We start from the raw sequence: 21,957 nt of genomic DNA on the forward strand, positions 1-21,957 counted from the left end.
CGCCCGTACGGCGTCAGCCCAGGCGCGTCAGCCACTCGTGGACGGTGTGCGCGGTGGTCCCGGCGTGTTCCTCCAGCAGGGTGAAGTGGTTGCCGGGGACCTCCAGGCGGGTGTGGTCCAACGGCCAGTCCGGGCGCCACAGTTGACGGGACGGGTCGCCCAGGACCTCCGACAGGGCCTCCGTCGAGGACGGCGCCACGAACAGCGTCGGCGTCGACACCGGGCGGGGCTCCCAGCCCTCGAAGAGTTCCGCGTACCGCGCCATCGCCGTGAGCTGTTCGTCGTCGGCGGGGAGCTGGGGGTAGCGGTCGGCGAGCCAGCGGGTGATCGTGATCATGCCGTCGGCCAGGGCGTCGCCCGGCCTCGCCGGGGAGTCCAGCAGGACCAGTGCGGCGGGCGGTGTGCCGTCGGCCTCCAGCCGCCGCGCGATCTCGTGGGCCGGCCAGCCGCCCGACGAGTACGCCACCAGCGCGAGACGCCGGCCGGCGAAGCGGCCCCGCAACGCCGTGACCTGGCGGTCGATCGCCGCGTCCAGGGTCTGCGGGAGGGGGTCACCGGTGCCGTATCCCGGCATGCCGGTCGCCCACACCGAGCGCCGGCCGCGCAGGGCCATGGCCAGCCGCAGGTACTGGTGCGCGCCCGTGGGGGCGATCAGCGACGGCAGGCAGACCAGGCCCACCTCGTCCTCGCCCTCGGCCAGGTACAGCGTCTCCGGGTCGGGCGTGTCCGCGCCCGTCTCGAAGGCGGGGCGCAGCCGTGCGGCGCTCTTCAGCAGCGCGGCACCCTGAGCCGGTGGCGCCGAGCGGACGGCCGCGTGGAACAGCGTTCCCAGCACCGGCTGCGCCACGTCCACGGCACCCTCGTCCCGCACCAGCTCCGGGTGCAGCCCCGCCACCAGCGCGCGCACCTCTTCGGCACGGTTCGCCACCAGGTACGCGGCGAGCCTGCCGACCGAGTCCTCCTCGAACAGCACGGTCGACGACAACTCGCCCAGATCCTGGCGCAGTTCATTGGTGAACTGGAGAACAAGGATCGAGTCCATCCCGTACTCGATGAACGAGGTCCCGGCATCGATCTTCTCCGCGGGAACCCGGAGGGTTTCCGCGGCCTTGCCGGTGAGATAGGCGGACAGGACCGCGACGGGGGTAGAGCCGGACCCGGCGGACGATGCGACGGGGGCCGGGGCGGGGTACGACGGGGCACTTACGACCGAGGCCGCGGCCACCGGGGGCAGGGGCGCCGGAGCCGGGGCGGGCACGACCGGAACCACCGGGCTCGGAACGAACGGAGCCGATACGGCCGGGAACGGGGTGGCCGGAGCGGCCGGAGCCGAAGTGGCCGGGAACGGAGTGGCCGGGGTCGGGGCGGTCTGGGCCGAGACGGCCGGGAAGGGGGTGGCCGGAGCTGGGGTGGTCACTGGGCGGGCGGCAGGGGCCAGGGGCGCGGGAGCCGGTGTCGTCCGCTGTACTCCTCCCGAGACCATGCCCGCTGCCCCGGCAGCACCGGCAGCAGTCTTGCTCGTGGGCCCCGTCGCCCTCTGCCTGCCGATCCCGTCCCCCTCGGCGGCGATGATCTGCTGGCCCAGGGCCTGGGCCGACGGCAGCAGTGACACCACCGAGGTGAAGCCCTCGCCGCGTAGGACGTCTCGCCATGACTGAGGGGCCAGTGCCGGGGAGCCGGGGACGCGGAGGGGGACGTCTTCCGACAGCCACCAGCCTTCCAGGAGGCCGAAGGTGAGGTGGCTGAAGACGTCGAAGGCGGTGAGTTCGTTGAGGAGGAGCCAGCCTCGGTCGCGGAGTGCGGCCTTGGCGTTGCGCAGCGTGTTGCGCATGTCGCGCGTCGCGTGCAGGACGTTCGCCGCGATGACCAGGTCGTAGGAGCCCGCCTCGATGCCCTGGTCGGCAAGGGGCTGTTCGACATTGAAGCGGCGGCAGTCCAGGTAGGGGGCGTCGGGGGTGTAGTCGGCCTGCGCCCGGTTGAGGAACGCCTTGGAGAGGTCGGTGTACGTGTACGTCTCGATGCTCGACGCGTAGGGGCGCAGCGCGGCGAACATGCCCACGCTCGTGCCGCCCGTACCGGCGCCGATCTCCAGGATGCGGATCCGGGCGCCGGGGTCCTGGCGCAGCAGGCCGGCGACGATGCCGGAGGCCGCCGCGGACATCGTCCGGTTGAACGTGTCGGCGACCCTGTTGTTCCGGTAGCAGCCCTCGACGAGTTCGACGGAACCGCGCGGGAACATGACGTCGGTCGCGGGGACACGCCCCGTGAGGATCGCGGGCAGGGACGCCAACGTCGCGTCGACGAGGGCGAGTTCGGCGGCCTTGTCGGGGTCGGCGGACCAGCGCGCGCACTCCCGCTCCCACCGTGCCTGAAGGACGTCGAGCGGCGGCGCCGACGCCGGCATGACCCGCAGGGAGTGGGCGAGCCAGGCGGAGTACCGCTCGTGGATGCCACCGCGTGCGCGCAGAGCCGCGAGATCGGCGGACGCAAGCTCACCACCACCCTGCGCGGACCCACCAACTCCGCCCGGCGCAAACCCATCGCCGCCGCCCTGCACGAACTCACCGACACCGCCCCGCGCAAACCCGCCGACGCCACCCGGCACCAGCTCCCCGGCCCGCACCACCCCCAGCGCCTCCAGATGCGCCCGGATCAACTGCCCGAGCAGCGGGTCGCGTTCGTCGCGTCGCCACGCGGCGACGCTCCGCAGCAGTTCCTCGTCGGCCTGCCCCGTGTGCGCGGCGACCGCCTCCGGCGGGACGCCGACGGACGCCCGCGCGTAGACCGTCGTCCGCAGCGAGGGGTCGATCGGTTCGATGGCCCGCGGGTCGGTCAGCTTGACGTAGCCCAGCTGCGGCTGGGGGCCGGACAGGAGTGTGCCGAGGGCGGCCATGCCCTCCGGCGGCTCGATGGACTTGAGGCCCCAGCGGGCCATGCTCTGCTCGTGGAAGGCGGAGGCGACGCTGCCGACGGATCCCCACCAGCCCCAGTTCATGACCCGGACGGGGCAGGCGAGTTCGCGGCCCAGCAGGTTCGCGTACGCGTCGGCGAAGGCGCAGCCGGCCGCGTAGTTGGACTGGCCGGCGGCCGTCACGAAGGACTGGAGCGAGGAGAAGAAGAGGACGAAGTCGAGGGGTTCGGCGGCGAAGACCCGGGCCATCGCCACGCTGGTGTCGACCTTCGCCGCGAGCGCGGCCCGGAAGTCGGCCTCGGCCATGCCCGCCAGCCCCCGGTCGCGCAGCACGAGCGCCGAGTGGACGACACCGTCGACGCGCCCGTACCGGCCCTTGACGTCCTCGTACGCGGCGCGCAGCGCGGCCGGGTCGGTGGCGTCGGCGGCGAGGTAGCGGACCTCGCCGCGCCCGCGCGCCGCGTGCAGCCGTGCCTCGATGCCGGCGTCCCGGTGCCTGCGGCCGAGCCAGGTCACGCGGGCGCCGTGCCGCTCGGTGACGTGCCGTGTCCACGCCTCGCCGAGTCCGCCCGCGCCGCCGATGACGACGTACACGCCGCCCTCGCGGTAGGGCACGGTCTCCAGGTGGGCCGAGGCGGTCGGGACGAGGCGGCGGCGCAGCCACTGGCCCGCGCGCCGGGCCCAGGTGCCGCCGGGGGTGCGGGTGGGCAGGCCGGAGAGTCCGTCCATGTCGTCGAGGTGGTCGAGGTCGACACGGCGGACGCTCCAGTGCCCGTACTCGTTCTCCAGGGAGCCGAACAGGCCGTGCAGGGCGGCGTGCGCGGGCCGGGTCGCCTCGCCCGGGTACGTGGCGAGGGCGCTCTGTGTGACGAGGGTGACGCCGAGCGGGCGGGCGTCGGCGCCGGTGCTGAGCAGCGCCTTGACCATGCGGAACGCGGCGATGACGCCGTCCTCCTGCGCGGCGGTGAAGCCGGCGGCGTCCGTCACGTGCGGTGCGGTGTCGGGGGCGAGCCACAGGAGGTGGTCGATGCCGCCCAGGGCGGTCAGCTCGGCGGCGGTCTCCTCGACCGTCGCGCCGGGCGCGAGCCGCCAGGCGCGGGCCTGCGGGAAGTTGCGGACGACGTCGGCGAACCGCTCGTGCGAGGCGCCGACGACGAGCACCCGCTCCTGGCCGGACGCGGGCCCCCACTCCTCGGCCGCGACCGGCTCCCAGGCCGGGCCGAACAGCGCGGGCGCGGAGTCGGGGACGGCGCGCGAGGTGTAGCCGGTCAGCCGGACGCGGACCGCGCCCGTCTCGTCGACGAGGTCGATGTCGAGCCGGCCGGGGTCCACCACGCGGACCACCGACCACATCACCTCCTCGCAGGGGCCGAACAGTTCCAGCGCCTCCAGGGCGAACGGCACCCTGACGTCGTCCGCGTCGCCGTCGAGCGCGAGCGCGGCGGACGCCTGGATCGCCGAGTCCGTCAGCGCCGGGTGCAGGACGTACGGGTGCCCGGCGGGCGCGGTCAGCCGGGCGACGACCGTGCCCTCGCCGACGTACGCCTCGTCGATCGCCCGCAGCGCCGGGCCGTGGGTGATGCCGGCCGCGACCAGGGACTGGGTGATCCGGGTGCCGGGCACGCGGGTGGGGCAGGCGGCGCGCAGGGCGGGCAGGTCGAGGGGGGCGGGGGCCGGGGCGGCGGACGGCTGGACCCGGGCCTCGCTGTACGGGGGCTCGCCCGGGGCGCCGATCGTGACGGTGACTCCCCCGGCGTCGGGCCGGACCGTGACCCGCGCGTCCGTCGGGCCGTCCACGGCCAGCGGGCGCACCCAGGTGACGTCCCGCATCCTCAGCCCGGCCGCCGGATCCGTCCCCAAGACTCGGACGGCGGCCTCGCGGGCGAGTTCCAGGTGGACGACGCCGGGGAGGACCCGGCCGCCGCGCACCAGGTGGTCGTGCAGGAGGCGTTCCTCGCCGGTGAGGCGGACGGTGCCCTGGAGGGTGCCCGGGGCGGCGGGGTCGGGGGTGAGGTCGGTGAGGAAGGGGTGGGCGGGGGCGGGCTTCGGTGAGGGCGTCGCCGCGAGCGGCGGTGTGCCCGTCGCCCAGTGGCTCTCGCGGGCGAACGGGTACGTCGGCAGGGGGACCCTGCGCAGGCCGCCGGGGAAGATGCGCGCGACGTCCGACTCGGCGCCCTGGACGTAGAGTTCGGCGAGCGCGTTCAGGTCCGCCGGCACCGTGCCCGGCGTCGCGGACGGCCTCGCCTCGCCCGTCACGGCGCGCGGTCCGCCGAGCCCCTGCTCCAGGACCCGGAGCAGGTCCTCTCGGTCGCGGACGACGCAGGCGTACCGGTGCGTGAAGTGGGCGCGGCCCACCGCGAGGGTCCAGGCGACGTCCCCGGTGTCGAGCGCCGGCTCCCGGCGGCAGTGCGCGGCCAGGCGGGCGACCTGCTCGGCCAGTTGCTCCCGCGAGCGCGCCGACAGGACGACCAGGTGGGCCGGTGCGGCGGCGGGCCCGGCGGGGCGGGCCGGGGGTTCCTCCAGGACGACGTGGGCGTTCGTGCCGCTCGCGCCGAAGGAGCTGACGACACCCCGGCGCGGGCCGTGCGCGGGGGCGGGCCAGGGCTCGGTGCGGGTGTTGACGTAGAAGGGGCTGCCGTCGAGGCGTACGGCCTCGTTGGCGCGCTCGAAGTGCAGGGAGGCCGGGATCTGTCCGTGCCGCATCGCGAGCAGCACCCGGAAGATGCCGGCGACGCCCGCCGCGTACTGCGTGTGCCCGAGGTTCGTCTTGACCGAACCCAGCGCGCAGTAGCCGGACTTGTCGGTGCCCTTGCGGAAGGCTCGGGTCAGCGCCTGGAACTCGATCGGGTCGCCCAGTTTCGTGCCGGTGCCGTGCGCCTCGACGAGCTGGATCGTCCCGACGTCCACGCCGAACCGGTCGTACACCTCGCTCAGCAGGCGCTCCTGCGAGACCGAGCTGGGCGCGGTGATGCCGTTCGTGGCGCCGTCGTGGTTCGTGCCGGACGCGCGGATCACGCCGTGGACGTGGTCGCCGTCCGCGAGGGCCTCGTCGAGGCGCTTGAGGACGAGGACGCCGACGCCCTCGCCGGGGACGAAGCCGTCCGCGCGGTGGTCGAAGGCGCGGCAGCCGCCCGTCGGGGACAGCATGCCCGCGCGGCCGGCCAGGTCGAACAGGCGCGGGGTGGACTGCACGTACACGCCGCCCGCGAGTGCCATGTCCGTCTCGCCGGACCACAGGTCCTTGCAGGCGAGGTCCAGCGCGACGAGGGAGCTCGAGCAGGACGTGTCGACCGCGATGGCCGGGCCCTTCAGGTCCAGGAAGTACGCGATCCTGCCGGGCACGATCGAGCCCAGGTTCCCCCAGAACGCCTGCGCCGGCGCGTCCTCGCCGACGAGGCCCCGGTAGTCGCCCTCCCAGCAGCCCACGTACACGCCGCAGTCCCGCTCGTTGATCGCGCTGCCGGCGTATCCCGCGTCCTCCAGGGCCTTCCAGGACTCCTCCAGGAGCAGTCGCTGCTGGGGGTCCATCACCGCGGCCTCGACGCCCGAGATGTTGAAGAACAGCGGGTCGAACTCGTCGATGCGGTCCAGGAATCCGCCCCGGTTGCAGCGGGGGTCGCCCGCGGCGTCCTGCGCGGGCAGCGGCCACCGGTCGGCCTCGCGGGTGAGGTCGTGGCCCTGCGCGAGGTGCTGCCAGAGTTCGTCGAGGGAGTCCGACCCGGCGAAACGGCCGCTCATACCGACGATGGCGATGGGGGGCCGGGGGTCGGCGGGGGCCGGGGCAGTGGGGGCGGGGACGGGTGTGGGGGCGGGAATGCCACCTGCCGGGAAGGCGGGCGCCGGGGACGGGAGCGCGGGGGCGGGCTCAGGTGTGACGGCGGGTCCGCCGCTCGCCGGGGCCGGTGTCGCCGCGAAGGTGACGGCCGCCCTGTGGTCGGTCAGGAGGTGGGTGATCAGGCGGTCGGCCGAGCTGTGGTCGTAGATGACGCTCGTCGTCAGGTCGAGGCCCAGCGTCTCGTTGAGCTCGTGCACGAAGCGCACGCCGAGGATGGAGTCGAGCCCGTACTCGGCGAAGGCCCGCCGCCCGTCGATCTCCCGCGCGTCCATGGCGAGCGCGAGGGCGAGCTTGGCGTGCACGGTGTCGCGGACGCGGTCGTCGAGCGGGGGCGCGGACTCGGCGGTGCCGGAAGCGGCGTGGGCGGCGGGCGCTGCGCCGGTCCCGGGAGCGGCGTGCCCGGCGAAGGCGGCACCGGCCCCGGGAGCCCTGTACCCGGCGCTCACGCCGTCGGCCTCAGGAACGGCGGAGACAGCGCCCGCCCCCGGCGCCTCGTACGCGGTGCCCGTGCCGGCGGCTGCCGGGGCTGTCCACCCCGTGCCCGCGCCCGCGCCGTCCGCCACCGCCTCCAAGTCGCCTGCCCAGTAACGGTCCTGGGCGAAGGGATAGGTCGGCAGGGAGAGGCGGCGCGGGGTGGTGGCGTGGAGGGCGGGCCAGTTCAGGGGGACGCCCTCGGTCCAGAGCGCGGCGAGTTTCGTGAGCTTGCGGGTCTCGGTCCAGCGCGTGACGAGGAGGTCGCGGAGGTCGTCGTCCTCGGTGAGTTCCGTGACCGTGCCGCTCGGGTGGCCGGCGGTGCCTTGGAAGACGCCGGGGGCGGCGGGCTCGCCCGCGAGGTGGGCCCGCAGGGCGGCGAGCAGGGCCGGTACCGAGGTCGTGACCACGGCGAGGCGTTCGTCCCGGGCCACGCGGCCCGTCTGGAGGGTGAAGGCGAGATCCGCGAGGTCGGCCCCCGCGCCGGGACCGGCGAGGTGGTCGGCCAGGCGCTCGGCCTGGGCGCGCAGTTGTGCGGGCGTACGGGCGGACAGGACGACGAGTTGTTCCGCTCCTGTCTGGTCCGGCGCCCGGCCGGAGGCGGACTGGGACACGTGTTCCTCCAAGATGACGTGTGCGTTCGAGCCGCCCGCACCGAACGACGAGACCGAGGCCAGCCTCGGCCGGTCGCCGGGCCAGTCGGCGAGTTCGCGTTGGACGTGGAACGGGCTGTTGTCGAGGTCGAGGTGGGGGTTGAGTTCGTCGGCGTGCAGGCTGGGCACGAACTGCCGGTGCCGCAGTTGCAGCACGGCCTTGGTCAGCCCGGCGACGCCGGCCGCCGCTTCGAGGTGCCCGATGGACGACTTGACGGAGCCGAGCGCGCAGAACCGCCGCTCGTCCGTGTCCTGCCGGAAGGCGAGGGTCAGTCCGGTCACCTCGATGGGGTCGCCGAGTTCCGTGCCGGTGCCGTGCGCCTCGACGTACCCGATGTCGCGGGCGTTCACCTGGGCGCGGTCCAGCGCGTCGCGGATCAGCTCGGCCTGGGCGACCGGGTTGGGCACGGTGTAACCGTGGGTGCGGCCGCCGTGGTTGACGCTCGTGCCCCGGATCACCGCGAGCACCTGGTCGCCGTCGGCCTCGGCCCGCGAGAGGGGCTTGAGCAGCACCGCGCCCACGCCCTCGCCGGGGACGAAGCCGTCGCCGCCCTTGCCGAAGCTGCGCAGCCCCGGGCCGGCCGAGAGCATGGTGGAGCGGCACAGCTCCACGTAGTCCAGCGGGTGCAGGTACAGGTTGACGCCGCCCGCGATGGCCGCCTCGCACGAGCCCTGGTACAGGTGCTCGCACGCCTCGTGGATCGCGGTGAGCGACGCCGAGCACATCGTGTCGATGGTCATGCTCGGGCCCCGCAGGTCGAGCACGTGCGAGGTGCGCGCGCTGAGCGAGGCGAACGACAGCGCCGGGACGACCGTCTCCCCGGACGGCAGCCGCCGCGTGCCGTAGCGGGCGTGGCCCGACTTGGTGACGCCGGCGAAGACGCCGACCCGGTGGTGGTGCCGGGCGCCGAGTTCCTCCGGGGTGTAGCCGGCGTCCTCCAGGACCTCCCAGGCCGCCTGGAGGAACAGGCGTTCCTGCGGGTCCATCGCGTAGGCGTCGCGGGGGGCGATACGGAAGAACAGCGGGTCGAACCCGGCGAAGTCGTCCAGGAAACCGCCCCACTTGCTGTAGCTGCGGCCGTTCGCGATGGCGGTGGCGCGGTCGGGCTCGTAGAAGCCGTCCAGGGGCCAGCGGTCGGCGGGGACCTCACGGACGGCGTCCCGGCCGGCCTTGAGGTTGTCCCAGAACCGGGTGAGGTCCGGGGCGCCGGGGTAGCGGCCGGTCATGCCGATGACGGCGATGGGCTCGCGGGCGGTGGGGGTGGCGGGGGTGTGCGTCCGGACGGTGGCTTCCGGCGCGGGCTGATGCACGAGCGGCACGGGCTCCGGCGCCAGGTGCTGCGCCAGTGCCCGCAGCGTCGGGAACTCGTAGAACACCGTCTTCGAGACCTCGCCGTACGTCAGCGCCAGTTCCCTGTTGAGCTGCACGATCATGATCGAGTCCAGCCCCAGGTCGTGCAGGGGGGCATCGGCGTCCACGGCTGCGGCCCTGGTGACCTGCGCGAAGATCTCGACGAGCCGACGGAGGGTGTCGTCGACGGCACGGTCGGGAACAGGAACAGGGACGGGGACAGGGGCGGAGACGGCCGGAGCGGCTCGGTGCGAGCCGCTGTCCGGGATCCTGCTCAGGTCCCCGTGATGGATCCAGACCTGCCCTTCCTCCCGCAGCCCCCACGCCGCCACCAGCGCCTCGACCCCGGCGGCGGACTCCATCGGCGCCAGCCCCCTGCTCGTCCAGAGCCGGGCGCGTACGGCGTCGTCGACCCGCATCCCGGCGTCCCGCCACAGCGGCCAGCCGAGCGACAGGGTCCGCCCGGACCGCTCCCCGGCGGCGACGCGCGCGTTGCGCAGCCCGGCGAAGGCGTCCAGGAAGGCGTTGGCGGTGGCGTAGTCCGCCTGGCCGGGGTTGCCGGTGATCGCGGAGCCGGAGGAGCACAGCAGCAGGAAGTCGAGCGGGGCGTCGCCCACGGCCCGGTCGAGGTGGACGACCGCGTCGGCCTTCGGCCCGAGGACGTCCTCCCACTCCTCGTCCGTCTTGTTGACGAGCGCCGCGTCCCGGACGATCCCGGCGCAGTGGACGATGCCGTTCAACTCCCCGGTCTCGTCGACGAGATGCCGCACCTCCTCCCACCGGGAGACGTCGGCCCGCGCGTACCGGGCGACGGCGCCGGCGTCCCGCAGTTCGTCGAGGAGCGCGTCGATGCGCGCGTCGCGCGGTGAGCGGCCGGTGAGCACGAGGGTCGGCCGTTCGACGTCCCGCGCGATGGCACGGGCGACGACGGCACCGACACCTCCGGCGCCCCCGGTGATCAGGTAGACGCCGCCGTCCCGCCAGGGCAGGGCCCGCTGTTCGCCCTGCGGTGCGGTGACGTCCCGCCAGGCGAGCACGGAGCGGACATCGCCCCGGTGGAGCACGACGTCGTCCTCGGCGGTGGCGTTCGAAGCGACGTGGGCGGCGACGGCCGCTCCGTCGAACGGCCCGTCGAGGCAGATGAGTTGCGCGGCGAGCGAGGGGTCCTCGGCGGCGGCGGTGCGCAGCAGCCCGGAGAGGGCGAGGTGGACGGTGTCGTCACCGGACACGGGGGCCACGACCTGTACGAGCGTACGGCCGGGCGTCGCCTCGGCGACGACGTCCCGTACGGCCTGGAAGACCTGCCGCGAGACGTCCCCGAACCGGCTGTCGAGCCGCCGCCGGTCGCTGGCGATGGTGACGCACGGCACCCCGGGTTCGATGAACTCCCGGGCGCTCGCGGCGAGTTCCCCGCACAGGATCACGACCCGCCGGGACGGCACCTCGCCGGAGCCGGACCTTGTTACGGCCTTCGGCTCCCAGCGCGGCACGAGCAGCGCGGTCCCGGTGGCGGTGCTGGTGCCGGTCCCAGTGGCGGGCCTGGCGTCAGGCGCGGCCGATCCCGGGATCCAGTACCGCTCCCGGGCGAACGGGTAGCCCGGCAGATGGGCCCGCCTGGGTGTCGAACTCCCGTACAGCGCACGCCAGTTGACCGTGTCCCCGGCGATCCAGTGCTCCAGCAGGCGGGCGGGGCCGCCGTCCGTCACCGGGGTGCCGCCGGACCGACGGGTGACCATGCCCCGGAGCCCGGTGTGCGGGCCGTCCTCGGTGAACGCCCTGAGTTCGGCGGCGAGTTCACTGTGCGAGCCGACCACCCAGCCGACCCGTTCACGCAGCGCCTCTCGCCCGGTCTGGAGGGTCCAGGCGAGGGAGGACAGCGGGACGTCGGTGCGCTCCAGGTGGGCCAGCAGGTCGCGGGCGACCTGGCGCAGCCGTTCGGGGGTGCGGGCCGACAGCGGGACGGCGACCGGGCCGACCTCGTCGGCGGGCGCCGCGCCGGGCACGTACTCCTCCACCACCACATGGCAGTTCACGCCGCCGAACCCGAAGCTGCTGACGCCCGCCCGCCGGGGCGAACGGCCGCGCGGCCAGGGCTCGTTCTCGCGGACGACGCGGAAGGGCCCCTTGTCGAGTTCGAGGTAGGGGTTGAGGTCGCCGGAGTGCAGTGAGGCGGGGAGGGTGTCGTGTTTCATGGCGAGCAGCACCTTCAGCAGGCTCGCCACGCCCGCGGCGGCCTCCAGGTGGCCGATGTTGGTCTTCACCGAGCCCAGCGCGATGTCGGCGTCCTCCCCGGCGCCCAGCCTGCGGTAGGCGGTGCGCAGGGCGCGGACCTCGACGGGGTCGCCGAGTTCCGTGCCGGTGCCGTGGGTCTCGACGTAGCCGACGGTGTGCGGGTCGATGCCGCGCATCGCGGTGGCGACCAGGTCGGCCTGGGCGTCCGCGTTGGGCGCGGTGAGGGAGTTGGCACGTCCGCCGTGGTTCTCCGCGCTGCCGACGAGGACACCGAGGATGGCGTCGCCGTCGCGCTCGGCGGCGTCGAGCGGCTTGAGGACGAGGGCGCCGACGCCCTCGCCGCGTACGTATCCGTCCGCGTCCCGGGCGAAGGTGCGGCACCGGCCGGTCGGGCTGAGCATGCCGGCGCGGTGCGCGCTGACGAACGTGTCGACGCTGAGCAGCAGGTTGACGCCGCCCGCGATGGCGAGTTCGCACGCGCCGGAGCGGATCGCCTCCATCGCCCGGTGCACGGCGACCAGCGAGCTGGAGCAGGCGGTGTCGACGGGCTCGCTCGGGCCCCGGATGTCGAGGACGTACGAGATCCGGTTGACGAGGATGGAGTGCGCGTTGCCGGTGGAGGTGAACGCGTCCGGCTCGACCCCGTACGTCGTCAGCAGCGTCGCGTAGTCCGTGCCGGAGACCCCGAGGTAGAGCCCGGTGTCACGCGGGAGGGCGCCGGGCGCGTACCCGCTGTCCTCGACGGCGTTCCACACCGTCTGGAGGGCGAGCCGGTGCTGCGGGTCCATCAGCTCGGCCTCGCGCGGGTAGATCTGGAAGAACTCCGCGTCGAACGCGTCGACGTCGTCCACGACCCCCGCGTGCTTCGGGAACTCGGCCTCCTCGACGACCTTCGCGTACGCGGCGTCGTAGCGGTGGACGGGGAACTCGGTGACGCAGTCGCGGTTGCCGGCGAGGTTGCGCCAGTAGGCGTCGAGGTCGGGCGAGCCGGGGAAACGTCCGGCGACACCGATGACGGCGATGGGCACGGGCCGACCGGGGCCGGCAGTCGCGGCCGGGACCTCAACGGGCCTGGCCTGGACGGGAGTTGTCTCAACGAGCCTGTCTTGGAGCGGAGTTGCCTCAACTGGCCTCTCCTGGACCGGAGTTGCCGCGACCGGCTCGTCCTGCGCAGGGCCCGGCCCGGCGGCCGGAGCAGCCTCTCCCCCGGCCGGGCCCCGTACCGCCCGTACCGCCTCCCCATGCTCCTCGACGACATGCTTCCCCAGCGTCGCCAGGGTGTTCACGTCGAAGAACACGGCCGGTGTCAGCTCGGCCCCCAGCTCCTCCTTGATCTGCTTGCTGAACGCGACCAGTGACATGGAGTCGAACCCGAACGCGTCGAACCCGGTGTGCTCGTCCAGCTCCCCGGCGTCGAACTTGAGGAGGTCCGCGGCGAGCAGCCGCAGCCGGTCGACGGCGAAGGCGACGAGGGAGTCGTCGGCACCGACCGGAACCGGAACCGGAACCGGAGCAGGCTCCGTCCGCACCGGCGCCTCCCGCCGCTCGGCCTCCGTGTACGAGGGTCCGGCCTCGGCCTCTCCCCGCCGCATCCCGGTGAGTTCGGCGAGCACCGCCCCGTCCGCGTCGGTCAGCCGGACCCGCCCGGCCGTGGGGTCGAGGACGATGTGCACGACCTCGTCGGCGCCGCGCGTGTCGTCGAAGACGCGCACGTCCTCGAACCCGCGCGGAACCTGCCGGGCCCAGTCGGCGGCCCCGTCCCGCTTGGCGGCGAGCCGCACGCCGTGGGCGACGGCCGCGAGGACGTGCGGCGCGATCCGTACGTTGCGCAGGACGTGGTCCTGGCGCACCTGGGGCACTCCGACGGCGAGGACGAGCCGCCCGTCCGCCAGCCAGGACGCCCCGGACACCCCGAACCGCACGGCCTCGGGCACGACACCCCCCTCGGCGAGTTCGGCCAGCACCCCGTCCCGGTCGAGGACGCGTACGGCGTCCCCGTGGGCTCCGTCCACCGGAGCGGGCCGCCCGTCCCCGGGCCGCACCACGAACTCGGCGACGACACTCCGCCCCCCGTCCCGGTCCTCCCGCACCACGACCCCGACGCCCGCTTCCCGGCCGTCCGGCGTGAGGGTGGTCACCAGCCGTGCCGTCTCCTCCCAGTCGACCGGCCCGTACAGCCGCAGCCCGCTCACCCGGGGACTCGCCGCGAACCCGGTGGCCCTGCCCACGGCCAGCGCCAGGTCGGCGGCGAACGTCGGGACGATCGCGCGCACCTTGTCGCGGACGTACCCGTAGTCGGCGAGGTCGTCGAGGTGGACGTCGAGGACGTACCGCAGCCCGTCGACGTCGGACCGGTTGGCCCCGAGGAACGGGTGCGTCTTCTCCCGTACCGCGAGCGGCGTAAGGACGCTCGGTGCGCCCGGTTCGGGCTCCGTCCAGCAGCGCACCCGCTCGAACGGGTACGCCGGCAGCGAGATCCGCCGGGGTGGACGCTCGCCCGTGAGGGGCGCCCAGTCGACGCCGGCGCCGCCCGCCCAGTCGAGGGCGAGGGTGCGTACGGCCGGGTCGGCGCCGGTCAGGGCGGCGTCCTGGTCGCGGCCGCCGGCCAGGTAACGGTCGACGGACGCGACGGCTTCGGTGCGGTCCTTCGCGAGGAAGGCCCAGCGGCGCGGCAGTTCGTTCTTGCCGACGCGCAGGGTGTGGGCGATGGACGGCAGGTCGGCTTCGTCGGCCGCCGCGAGGTAGTCGCGGAACCGGGTCAGCGAGGTCTCCAGCGCGGCCTCGGTCATCGCGGAGAACACGAACAGGTCGGCGCCGCGCGGCCGTTCGGCGCCGGGGCGGGCCGGGGCGACGTACTCCTCGACGACGATGTGCGAGTTCATGCCGCCCGCGCCGATGGACGTGATGCCCGCGCGCCGGGGGTGGACGGTCGTGACCCCGTTCTCGGTCGTCACCGCCGGTTTCCACGCGGCCAGTTCGCGCTGGACGTGGAACGGCGTGTCCTCGAAGGCGATGTCCGGGTTGAGTTCCTCGCTGTGCAGGGACGGCACGAGGGTGCGCTTCCTGAGCTGGAGCAGCACCTTCGCGAAGCCGATCATCCCGGCCGCGTGCAGCAGGTGGCCCATGTTGGACTTGACCGAGCCGAGCGCGCAGAACTGCTTGTCCGGCGTGTACTTGCCGAACGCCGAGGTCAGGGCCCGGACCTCGATCGGGTCGCCGAGGGAGGTGCCGGAGCCGTGGCCCTCGACGTAGGTGATCGTGCGGGGGTCGACGCCGGAGTCGTCGAGGGCCTTCTCGATCGCGCGGGCCTGCATGCGGGGGTTGGGGACGGTGAACCCGTTGCGCACCCCCGCGTTGGACAGCGCGGTGCCCTTGATGACGGCGTACACCTGGTCGCCGTCGCGCTCCGCCTCCACCAGTGGCTTCAGCACCACCGCGCCGACGCCCTCGCCGAGGATCGTGCCGTCCGCGCCGTGCCCGAAGCTGCGGATGACGTCGGAGGTGGCGGTGGTGAAGTGCTCGTGCGAGGAGGTGATCAGGTTGTAGGGGTGCAGGAGGAGGTTGACGCCGCCGGCGACGACCATCTTGCACTCGCGGGCCCGGAGCATCTGGACGGCCTGGTGGACGCAGGTCGAGGAGCCCGAGCACATGGTGTCCAGGAAGATCGACGGTCCGGTGAAGCCGTAGAAGTACGACAGGGTGTTGGGGATCGTCGCCGTGTAACTGCCGGTCGCCGGGGCGCCCCTGGTCAGGCTGTTCTGGAAGCCGTACAGGTTGTAGTGGTTGCTCATCGTGCCGACGAGCACGCCGACGTCGCCGTCGTAGCGGCGCTGGAGCGTCTCGCGCGAGTAGCCGGCGTCCTCCAGTGCCTCGACGCCGACCTGGAGGAAGAGCCGCACCTCCGGCGACATGCGTTCCGCGTCCCGCTTCGAGATACGGAAGTAGCGGGGGTCGAAGGTGTCGATCTCCCTCAGGAACGTGCCGGTCCTGATCGCGCTCTTGCCGGGGACGCTGCGTTCGGGGCTGTGGATCGCGCCGTGGTCCCAGCGCTCGCGGGGCACCTCCTGGAAGAGGTGGCGGCCCTCTTCGAGGACGGTCCACAGCTCGTCGAGGGTGTCGGCGCCGGGGTAGCGGCCGGAGACGCCGACGATCGCTATGTCGTGGTAGTCGTCGGGGACAGGAGTGGGGACGGGTTCACGGACGACGAGGGCGGGAGCGGGGGGCTCGGGCTGTGCCGCCTCTCCCCCGGTGTCCTGCGTGTCCTGCGCGTCCTGCGCGTCCTGCCCGAAGCGGGCCTCCAGCGCCGGCCGGTGTTCCTCGATCAGGTAGCCGGTGACGCCCGCGATGTCGACGTACTCGAAGAACAGCGTCTTGGGCAGCGGGCCGACGATGTCGCCGAGGCGTTCCGTCGCCTCCAGCACGCCGATCGAGTCGATGCCGTACTCGATGAGGCCGACGTGCGGTTTCAGGTTCGCCGGGTCGTGGTGCAGGACCTCGCCGAGGACGTCCTTCAGCAGGTCCGTCGTCCGGGCGGCGAGGTCGGCCTCGGTCAGAGTGGCGGCCGAAGCAGCCGGAACGGCCGGTCCGGCGTGGGGTTCCGCCGCCGCGAGGGACGCCTCGGCGCCGTACGCGACGACGATGTGCTCCGGCGTGTCCCGCAGAGCCGCGCCCAGCACGCGCAGCCCGGCCTCCGTGGGCAGCGGTTCCCAGCCGCGCCGGCGCCGCATCGAGGCGAGGGTCACGTCGTCGACGGTCATCCCGCCCTCGGCCCACAGCGGCCAGCTCACGGCGACCGTGCGGCCGTGGCGCTCACCGGCGTCCACGAGGGCCTGCCGGTCGTGCGCGAAGGTGTCCAGGAAGGCGTTGGCCGCCGCGTAGTCGCCCTGGCCGGGATTGCCGTAGACGCCGGCGACGGAGGAGAACAGGACGAGGAAGTCGAGCGGGACGCCCCGGGTGGCGGCGTCGATGTGCAGGACGCCGCTCACCTTGGGCCGCAGCACCTCGGCCACGTCCCCGGGCTCCTTGGTCAGCAGGTACCCGTCCCGCAGCGTCCCCGCGGCGTGGACGATCCCATCCAGTGAGCCGTGCTCGCGCAGGATGCCTTGGACGACGCGTTCGACGTCCGCCGCGCTGCCGACGTCGGCGGCGACGTAGTGCGCGTCGACCCCGGCCGCCCGCAGCTCCTCGACGGCCGCGCGGGTCCCCTCGCCCTCGGTGCGCCCGCTGAGGACGACGGTGACTCCGGAGTGCCGCGCGAAGTACCGGGCGACGCTGCGCCCGATGCCCCCGAGCCCGCCGGTCACCCAGTACACGCCGCCGTCCTTGAGCGCCGGCACGCGTGCGTCGAGCCCGAGTCGGACGGCGTCCGGCCGCCACACCTGGCGTACGCCGTCGGCGCCGTGCCTGACCTCGGCGTCGTGGACGGCCGTGTCCCCGGCCTCGGCCCGTACGAGTTCCGCGATCCGCTCGGCCGGGGCGTTCGCGAACCCGGCGACGCGCACGACGCGCCCCGAGACGGACGGGTTCTCCAGGTTCAGCGTCCGCAGGAGTCCGGTGAGCGGCGCGTGGAACCGGCGGGGGACGCGGTCGTCGACGAGGACGAGGAACCGGTGCGCCCCCTTGGGCCTGCCCCGCAGTACCTCCTGGATCCGTCCGACGACGAGGTCGAGCACGGCCGCGGCACCGTCCGCGACCGCGTCGGGGGTGACCGCGGGCAAGGCGGTGAAGGGTGCCCCGGTGACGGCGGAGACCTCGGCGGCGTACGCGTCGGTCCGTCCGGCGAGGAAGCCGTGCACGGTGACGCCGTCGGCGGGGGCGGTGACGGGCGCCGGGGTCCAGCGGGAGGCGGCGGCGACGAGGAGCGATCCGTCGAAGTCCGCCGCTCGCGCCCCGGCGGCCGGTGTCCGCTGCGCCAGCCCCCGCAGCCGTACCCGGACCGTGCCCGCGTCGTCGCACAGGTCGACGTCGAACGTGGCGAGCCCCGGCCCGCCGCCCCGGTGCCTGACCCACGCCCACATCGTGTCGGCGCAGGGCGCGTGGACGTCGAGCCGGTCGAGGGCGAACGGCAGGGACAGGCTCCGGCCCGCCTCGGGGGTCAGGGCCGCCCGCAGGAGGACCGACGCCTGGAGCGCGGCGTCCAGGAGACTCGGCGGCAGTGCGACGGCGGGGTCCGCGAGGTCGGCGGCGGGGCGCTGGAGTCGCACCAGCAACTGCCCCTCGCCCAACCGGATCTCGGTGAGGCCGCGCATCGCGGGGCCGTATTCGAGGCCGGCCTCGTGGAGCGCCGCGTACGCCTCGCCTGGGTCGCGGGAGGTCGGGCAGGAGGCGCGCAGCGCGGTGAGGTCCAGGCGCTCGGGCGCGTCGTCCACGCCGCCCACCGAGGCCGTGCCCCGGCTGTGGACGACCGGTTTCCCGCCGTCCGTCGTGCGCAGTTCGTAGGCGAGGGTGCCGTCGGGTCGGCCGGTGACCACGACGTGGGCCTCGACCGGGTCGCCGTCGACCGTCAGCGGGCGCAGCCAGGCCGTGTCGGTCAGCCGGACGGACCCGCCCGTGCCGGACACGGCGTGCGCGACGGCCGCGCGGGCCAGCTCCAGCTGGGCGGCGGCGGGCAGGACCCGGGTGCCGTGGACGCGGTGCGCGTCGAGGAAGGGCTCGGTGCCGGTGAACACGCAGGTGTGGCGGTGTTCGCCGAGCGTGGAGGTGTTGCGGGGGACGAGGGGGTGCGCCGCGCCCCGGTCCTCGTCCGGCCGGGTGCGGAACCAGTGCCGGTCGCGGGCGAAGGAGTACGTGGGCAGCCGGACCCGGCGTGCCTCGGCGTACCCGGGCCAGTCGGCGTCGCCGCCCTCGGCCCAGGGTGCGGCGAGGTCCGCGTCGTCGGGGTCTCCGTGCGCGGCGCCCTCGGACAGCGTGCCGTCCACGAACTCGGCGAGCAGGCCGAGCAGTTGACGGGTGTCCGCCGCCACGAAGGCGACGCGGGCCGCCATCGGCTCGCGGCCGGTCTGGAGGGTGTGGGCGATGTCGCGCAGAGTCGGCCCGTCGCTCTCCAGGAACGCCCGCAGCCGCCGCGCCACCTCCCGCAGCCGCTCGGGGTCGCGTGCGGAGAGCGGTACGACGTACGGCCCGGCGGCGTCGCCGGGGTCCTGGTCCGGCTGCTCTGCGGGGACGTACTCCTCCAGTACGACGTGCGCGTTGGTCCCCCCGAACCCGAACGAGCTGACGCCGGCCCGGCGCGGGGCGGGCGCGTCCCACGGCTGGGTCTCGCGGACGATCCGGAAGGGGCTGCCGTCGAGGTCGATGAGCCGGCTCTGCTCCTCGAAGCCGACGGTCGCCGGGAGCATCCTGCCCGCGAGCGCGGCGATCACCTTGGCGATGCCGGCGACGCCCGCCGCGCCTTCGAGGTGCCCGATGTTGGTCTTGACGGAGCCGATGCCGACGGAGTCCGGCGCCGGCTCGGTGCCCTGGGCGTCGTGCAGGGACTGGAAGGCGCGTTTGAGGGCGATGACCTCAATGGGGTCGCCGACGGGCGTGCCGGGTCCGTGGGCCTCGATGTAGGAGACGGTCTCGGGGCGGATGCCGGCGCGGGTGTAGAGGCCCTCGATCAGGTCGGACTGCGCGGCCGGGTTGGTGACGGTGAGGGAGCTGGTGCGTCCGCCGTGGTTGGTGGCGGCGCCCCGGATGACGGCGTGCACGGGGTCGCCGTCGGCGACGGCGCGGGCGAGCGGCTTGAGCAGCAGGACCGCGCCGCCCTCGCCGCGTACGTATCCGTCGGCGCCCTGGTCGAAGGCGCGGCAGCGGCCGGTGGGCGAGAGCATGCCGGCCTGGCTGAAGGCGACGAAGTGCTTGGGCGACCAGCAGAGGTTGACCCCGCCCGCGAGGGCGAGTTCGCAGTCCCCGTTCCGCAGGGCGGTGACGGCCTCGTACACGGAGACCAGTGAGCTGGAGCAGGCCGTGTCGTTGGTGATGCTGGGGCCCTGGAGGTCGAAGTGGTAGGAGACCCGGTTGGAGATGATCGAGTAGGCGGTGCCGGTGGGGAAGTAGGCGTCGGTTTTTGCCCCGTCGCGCTCCATCAGCTCGGCGTAGTCGGCGTGGCAGACGCCCATGTAGACGCCGGTGCGGCTGCCGGCGAGTTGACCCGCGCGCAGGCCGGCGTCCTCGATGGCGTGCCAGGCGAGTTCGAGGGCGAAGCGCTGCTGGGGGTCCATGCTCTCCGCCTCGCGCGGGGAGATGCTGAAGAACGCGGCGTCGAAGCGGTCGGCGTGCTCGACGAAGCCGCCCCAGACGCTGCTGGTCTTCTCGGCGCCTCGTTTGGGGCTGCCGAACCAGCGCTCCTTGGACCAGCGTTCGGGGCCGACCTCGGTGATGAGGGAGCGGCCCTCGGTGAGGTGGCGGGAGAACTCGGTCAGGGTGTCGGCGCCGGGCAGGCGCAGGGCGAGGCCGATGATCGCGACGGCGTCGGTGTCGTCGGGGGCGGGTGCGGCGTCTGCGGAAACGTTCCGCCGCTGGTCCGGGCTCATCGCTTCCCCCCGGTCAGCAGCGGGCTGCCGTGCCGTCGGTCGATCACGGTCGTCAGGTTCATCTCGGCGGCCTGTGGGATCCGCATGTCTTCTCCCCGGTCCATCACGAACTGTCGGTTGAGCACGGCGGTCGAGAGCAGGTGGATGAAGGCTTGGTCCTCCTTGGTGCTGACCTCGGGCCCCTCGGCGGCCAGGACCTTGTCGACGAGGCGCTTGGCGAACACCGGGTCGATGCCGTCGATCTGGCCCAACTCGTGCTCGGAGAGCACGAGTTCGAGGTAGTCGGGCCGGTGCTCGCGGAACGCGGTGCTGCCAGGCGCGCGGTAGGGCTGCTTGCGCCGGGTGAGGGGCCCGGCGGGGAGGACGTCGCGGAACGCCTCCTTGAGGACGGCCTTCTCCTCCCAGCCGTCGTCGAAGCGCAGGTTGACGAGCGCGGCGGCGCGGACGACGGCCGGGTCGAGGAACGGGCACCTGTTCTCGACGCCGTGCGCGAGGCCCATCCGCTCGCCCTGGCTGGAGAGCAGGTAGCCGGCGAGGAGGGTCTTGAACTCCAGCCACTGCGCCTTCTGCGTCGGGGACAGGGCGGCGTAGCCGGGGGTGTCGCGGACGAGGGCGAGGAGGTCGGCGAACGGCTCGGCGCGGTCCTTGAGCAGGCGCTGCGCGAACCGGCCGTTCTGGTAGCGCAGTTCGTGGGAGAACAGGCCGTCGAGGCGTTCCTCGGTGAACTGGCTGAGCAGTCCGCTCACATGGACCCGGTGCTCGGGGCCGAAGTGGGCGAGTTCGGGGTGCAGGACGGCGATGCGTTCTCCGCGCTCCTCGGCGGTGAGCCGGTGCCAGTCGGCGCGCAGCATCGTCTCGCGGAAGAGGGAGTAGCCGAGGAACGCCTCGTCGGCGCCCTCGCCGCTGAGGATCGTCTTGATGCCCGCGTCGCGTACATGCCGGGAGAGCAGGTACATCGGGACCAGCGCCGTGCGGAACACGGGGACCTCGGCGTGGTGGATCGCCGCCGGGAAGTTCTCGACGACGTCCGCCGTGGAGATCGCGATGGACGAGTGCCGGGTGCCGAGGTGGCGGGCCACCTCGTGCTGGCTGCTCGACTCGTCGAGGGCGCGGTCCTCGAACTCCACGGAGAACGTGCGGACCTCGTGGGAGGAGAGGTCGGTGGCGAGCCGGGCGACGATCGACGAGTCGAGGCCGCCGCTCAGGTAGACGCCGACCTCGACGTCGCTGCGCAGCCGTACCTCGACGCTGGTGCGCAGGGTGTCGCGGACCAGGGCGGCGGCGTCGGCCGCCGTGCCGGTGAACGGGGGTGCGTCGACGGCGAGTTCCTCGTAGGTGTGCAGTTCGGTGCGGCCGTCGCGCCGGGTGAGCAGGCTGCCGGGGGGCAGCTGGCGTATGCCCTTGAACGGGGTGCGGTCGGGGAGGGGGGTCCAGATGCCGTAGATGGACTTCAGTTCGTGCGGGTCGAGTTCGAAGGAGAAGCCGGGGTGGGCGTGGAACGCCTTCATCTCCGAGGCGAACAGGAAGCCGTCGGGGCGGTCGGCGTAGAACAGGGGGCGTTTGCCGTACCGGTCGCGGGCGATGAGGAGTTCGTCCGTGAGGGCGTCGCGGACGGCGAAGGCGAAGGCCCCGTTGAAGCGGCTCAGGCAGGAGCGGCCCCACTGGATCCACGCCTGGAGGACGACCTCCGTGTCCGAGCGGGTGCGGAACTGGCGGCCGAGTCCGGTGAGTTCCTCCCGTAGCTCGATGTGGTTGTACAGCTCGCCGTTGAAGCAGATCCAGTAGCGCTCGGTGGAGTCGGACATGGGCTGCGCGCCGGAGGCGAGGTCGACGATCGCGAGCCGTACGGTGCCCATCGCGACGCCGTCGTCGAGGTAGTACCCGGCTTCGTCGGGGCCGCGGTGGCGGATGCGGGAGAGCATGCCGGTGATGACGGCGGGCCGGGTCCCGGGGAGGACGGCCGGGGAGGCGAAGCCCGCGATCCCGCACAT

At 73.8% G+C, this 21,957-nt stretch carries 2 protein-coding genes; both read right to left on the reverse strand.

What is annotated here, in order from left to right; all coding sequences use genetic code 11:
• Nucleotides 1–13: 13 nt before the first annotated feature.
• Nucleotides 14–19,966: an SDR family NAD(P)-dependent oxidoreductase gene (locus tag ACLZOT_RS22805; RefSeq protein ID WP_416970861.1), complete on the reverse strand. Its 19,953-nt coding sequence runs from the start codon at nucleotides 19,964–19,966 to the stop codon at nucleotides 14–16.
• Nucleotides 19,963–21,957, reverse strand: coding sequence for an asparagine synthase (glutamine-hydrolyzing) (gene asnB, locus ACLZOT_RS22810; protein ID WP_416970862.1), 1,995 nt, complete (start codon nucleotides 21,955–21,957; stop codon nucleotides 19,963–19,965). Before asnB ends, ACLZOT_RS22805 begins: the two co-directional genes overlap by 4 nt.

The organism is Streptomyces sp. 4F14, assembly GCF_048159485.1.
Taxonomy (GTDB): domain Bacteria; phylum Actinomycetota; class Actinomycetes; order Streptomycetales; family Streptomycetaceae; genus Streptomyces.

Excerpts from the sequence above, each read along its gene's own strand:
- asnB (WP_416970862.1), bottom strand. The coding sequence starts at position 21,957 with ATGTGCGGGATCGCGGGCTTCGCCTCCCCGGCCGTCCTCCCCGGGACC.
- ACLZOT_RS22805 (WP_416970861.1), bottom strand. The coding sequence starts at position 19,966 with ATGAGCCCGGACCAGCGGCGGAACGTTTCCGCAGACGCCGCACCCGCC.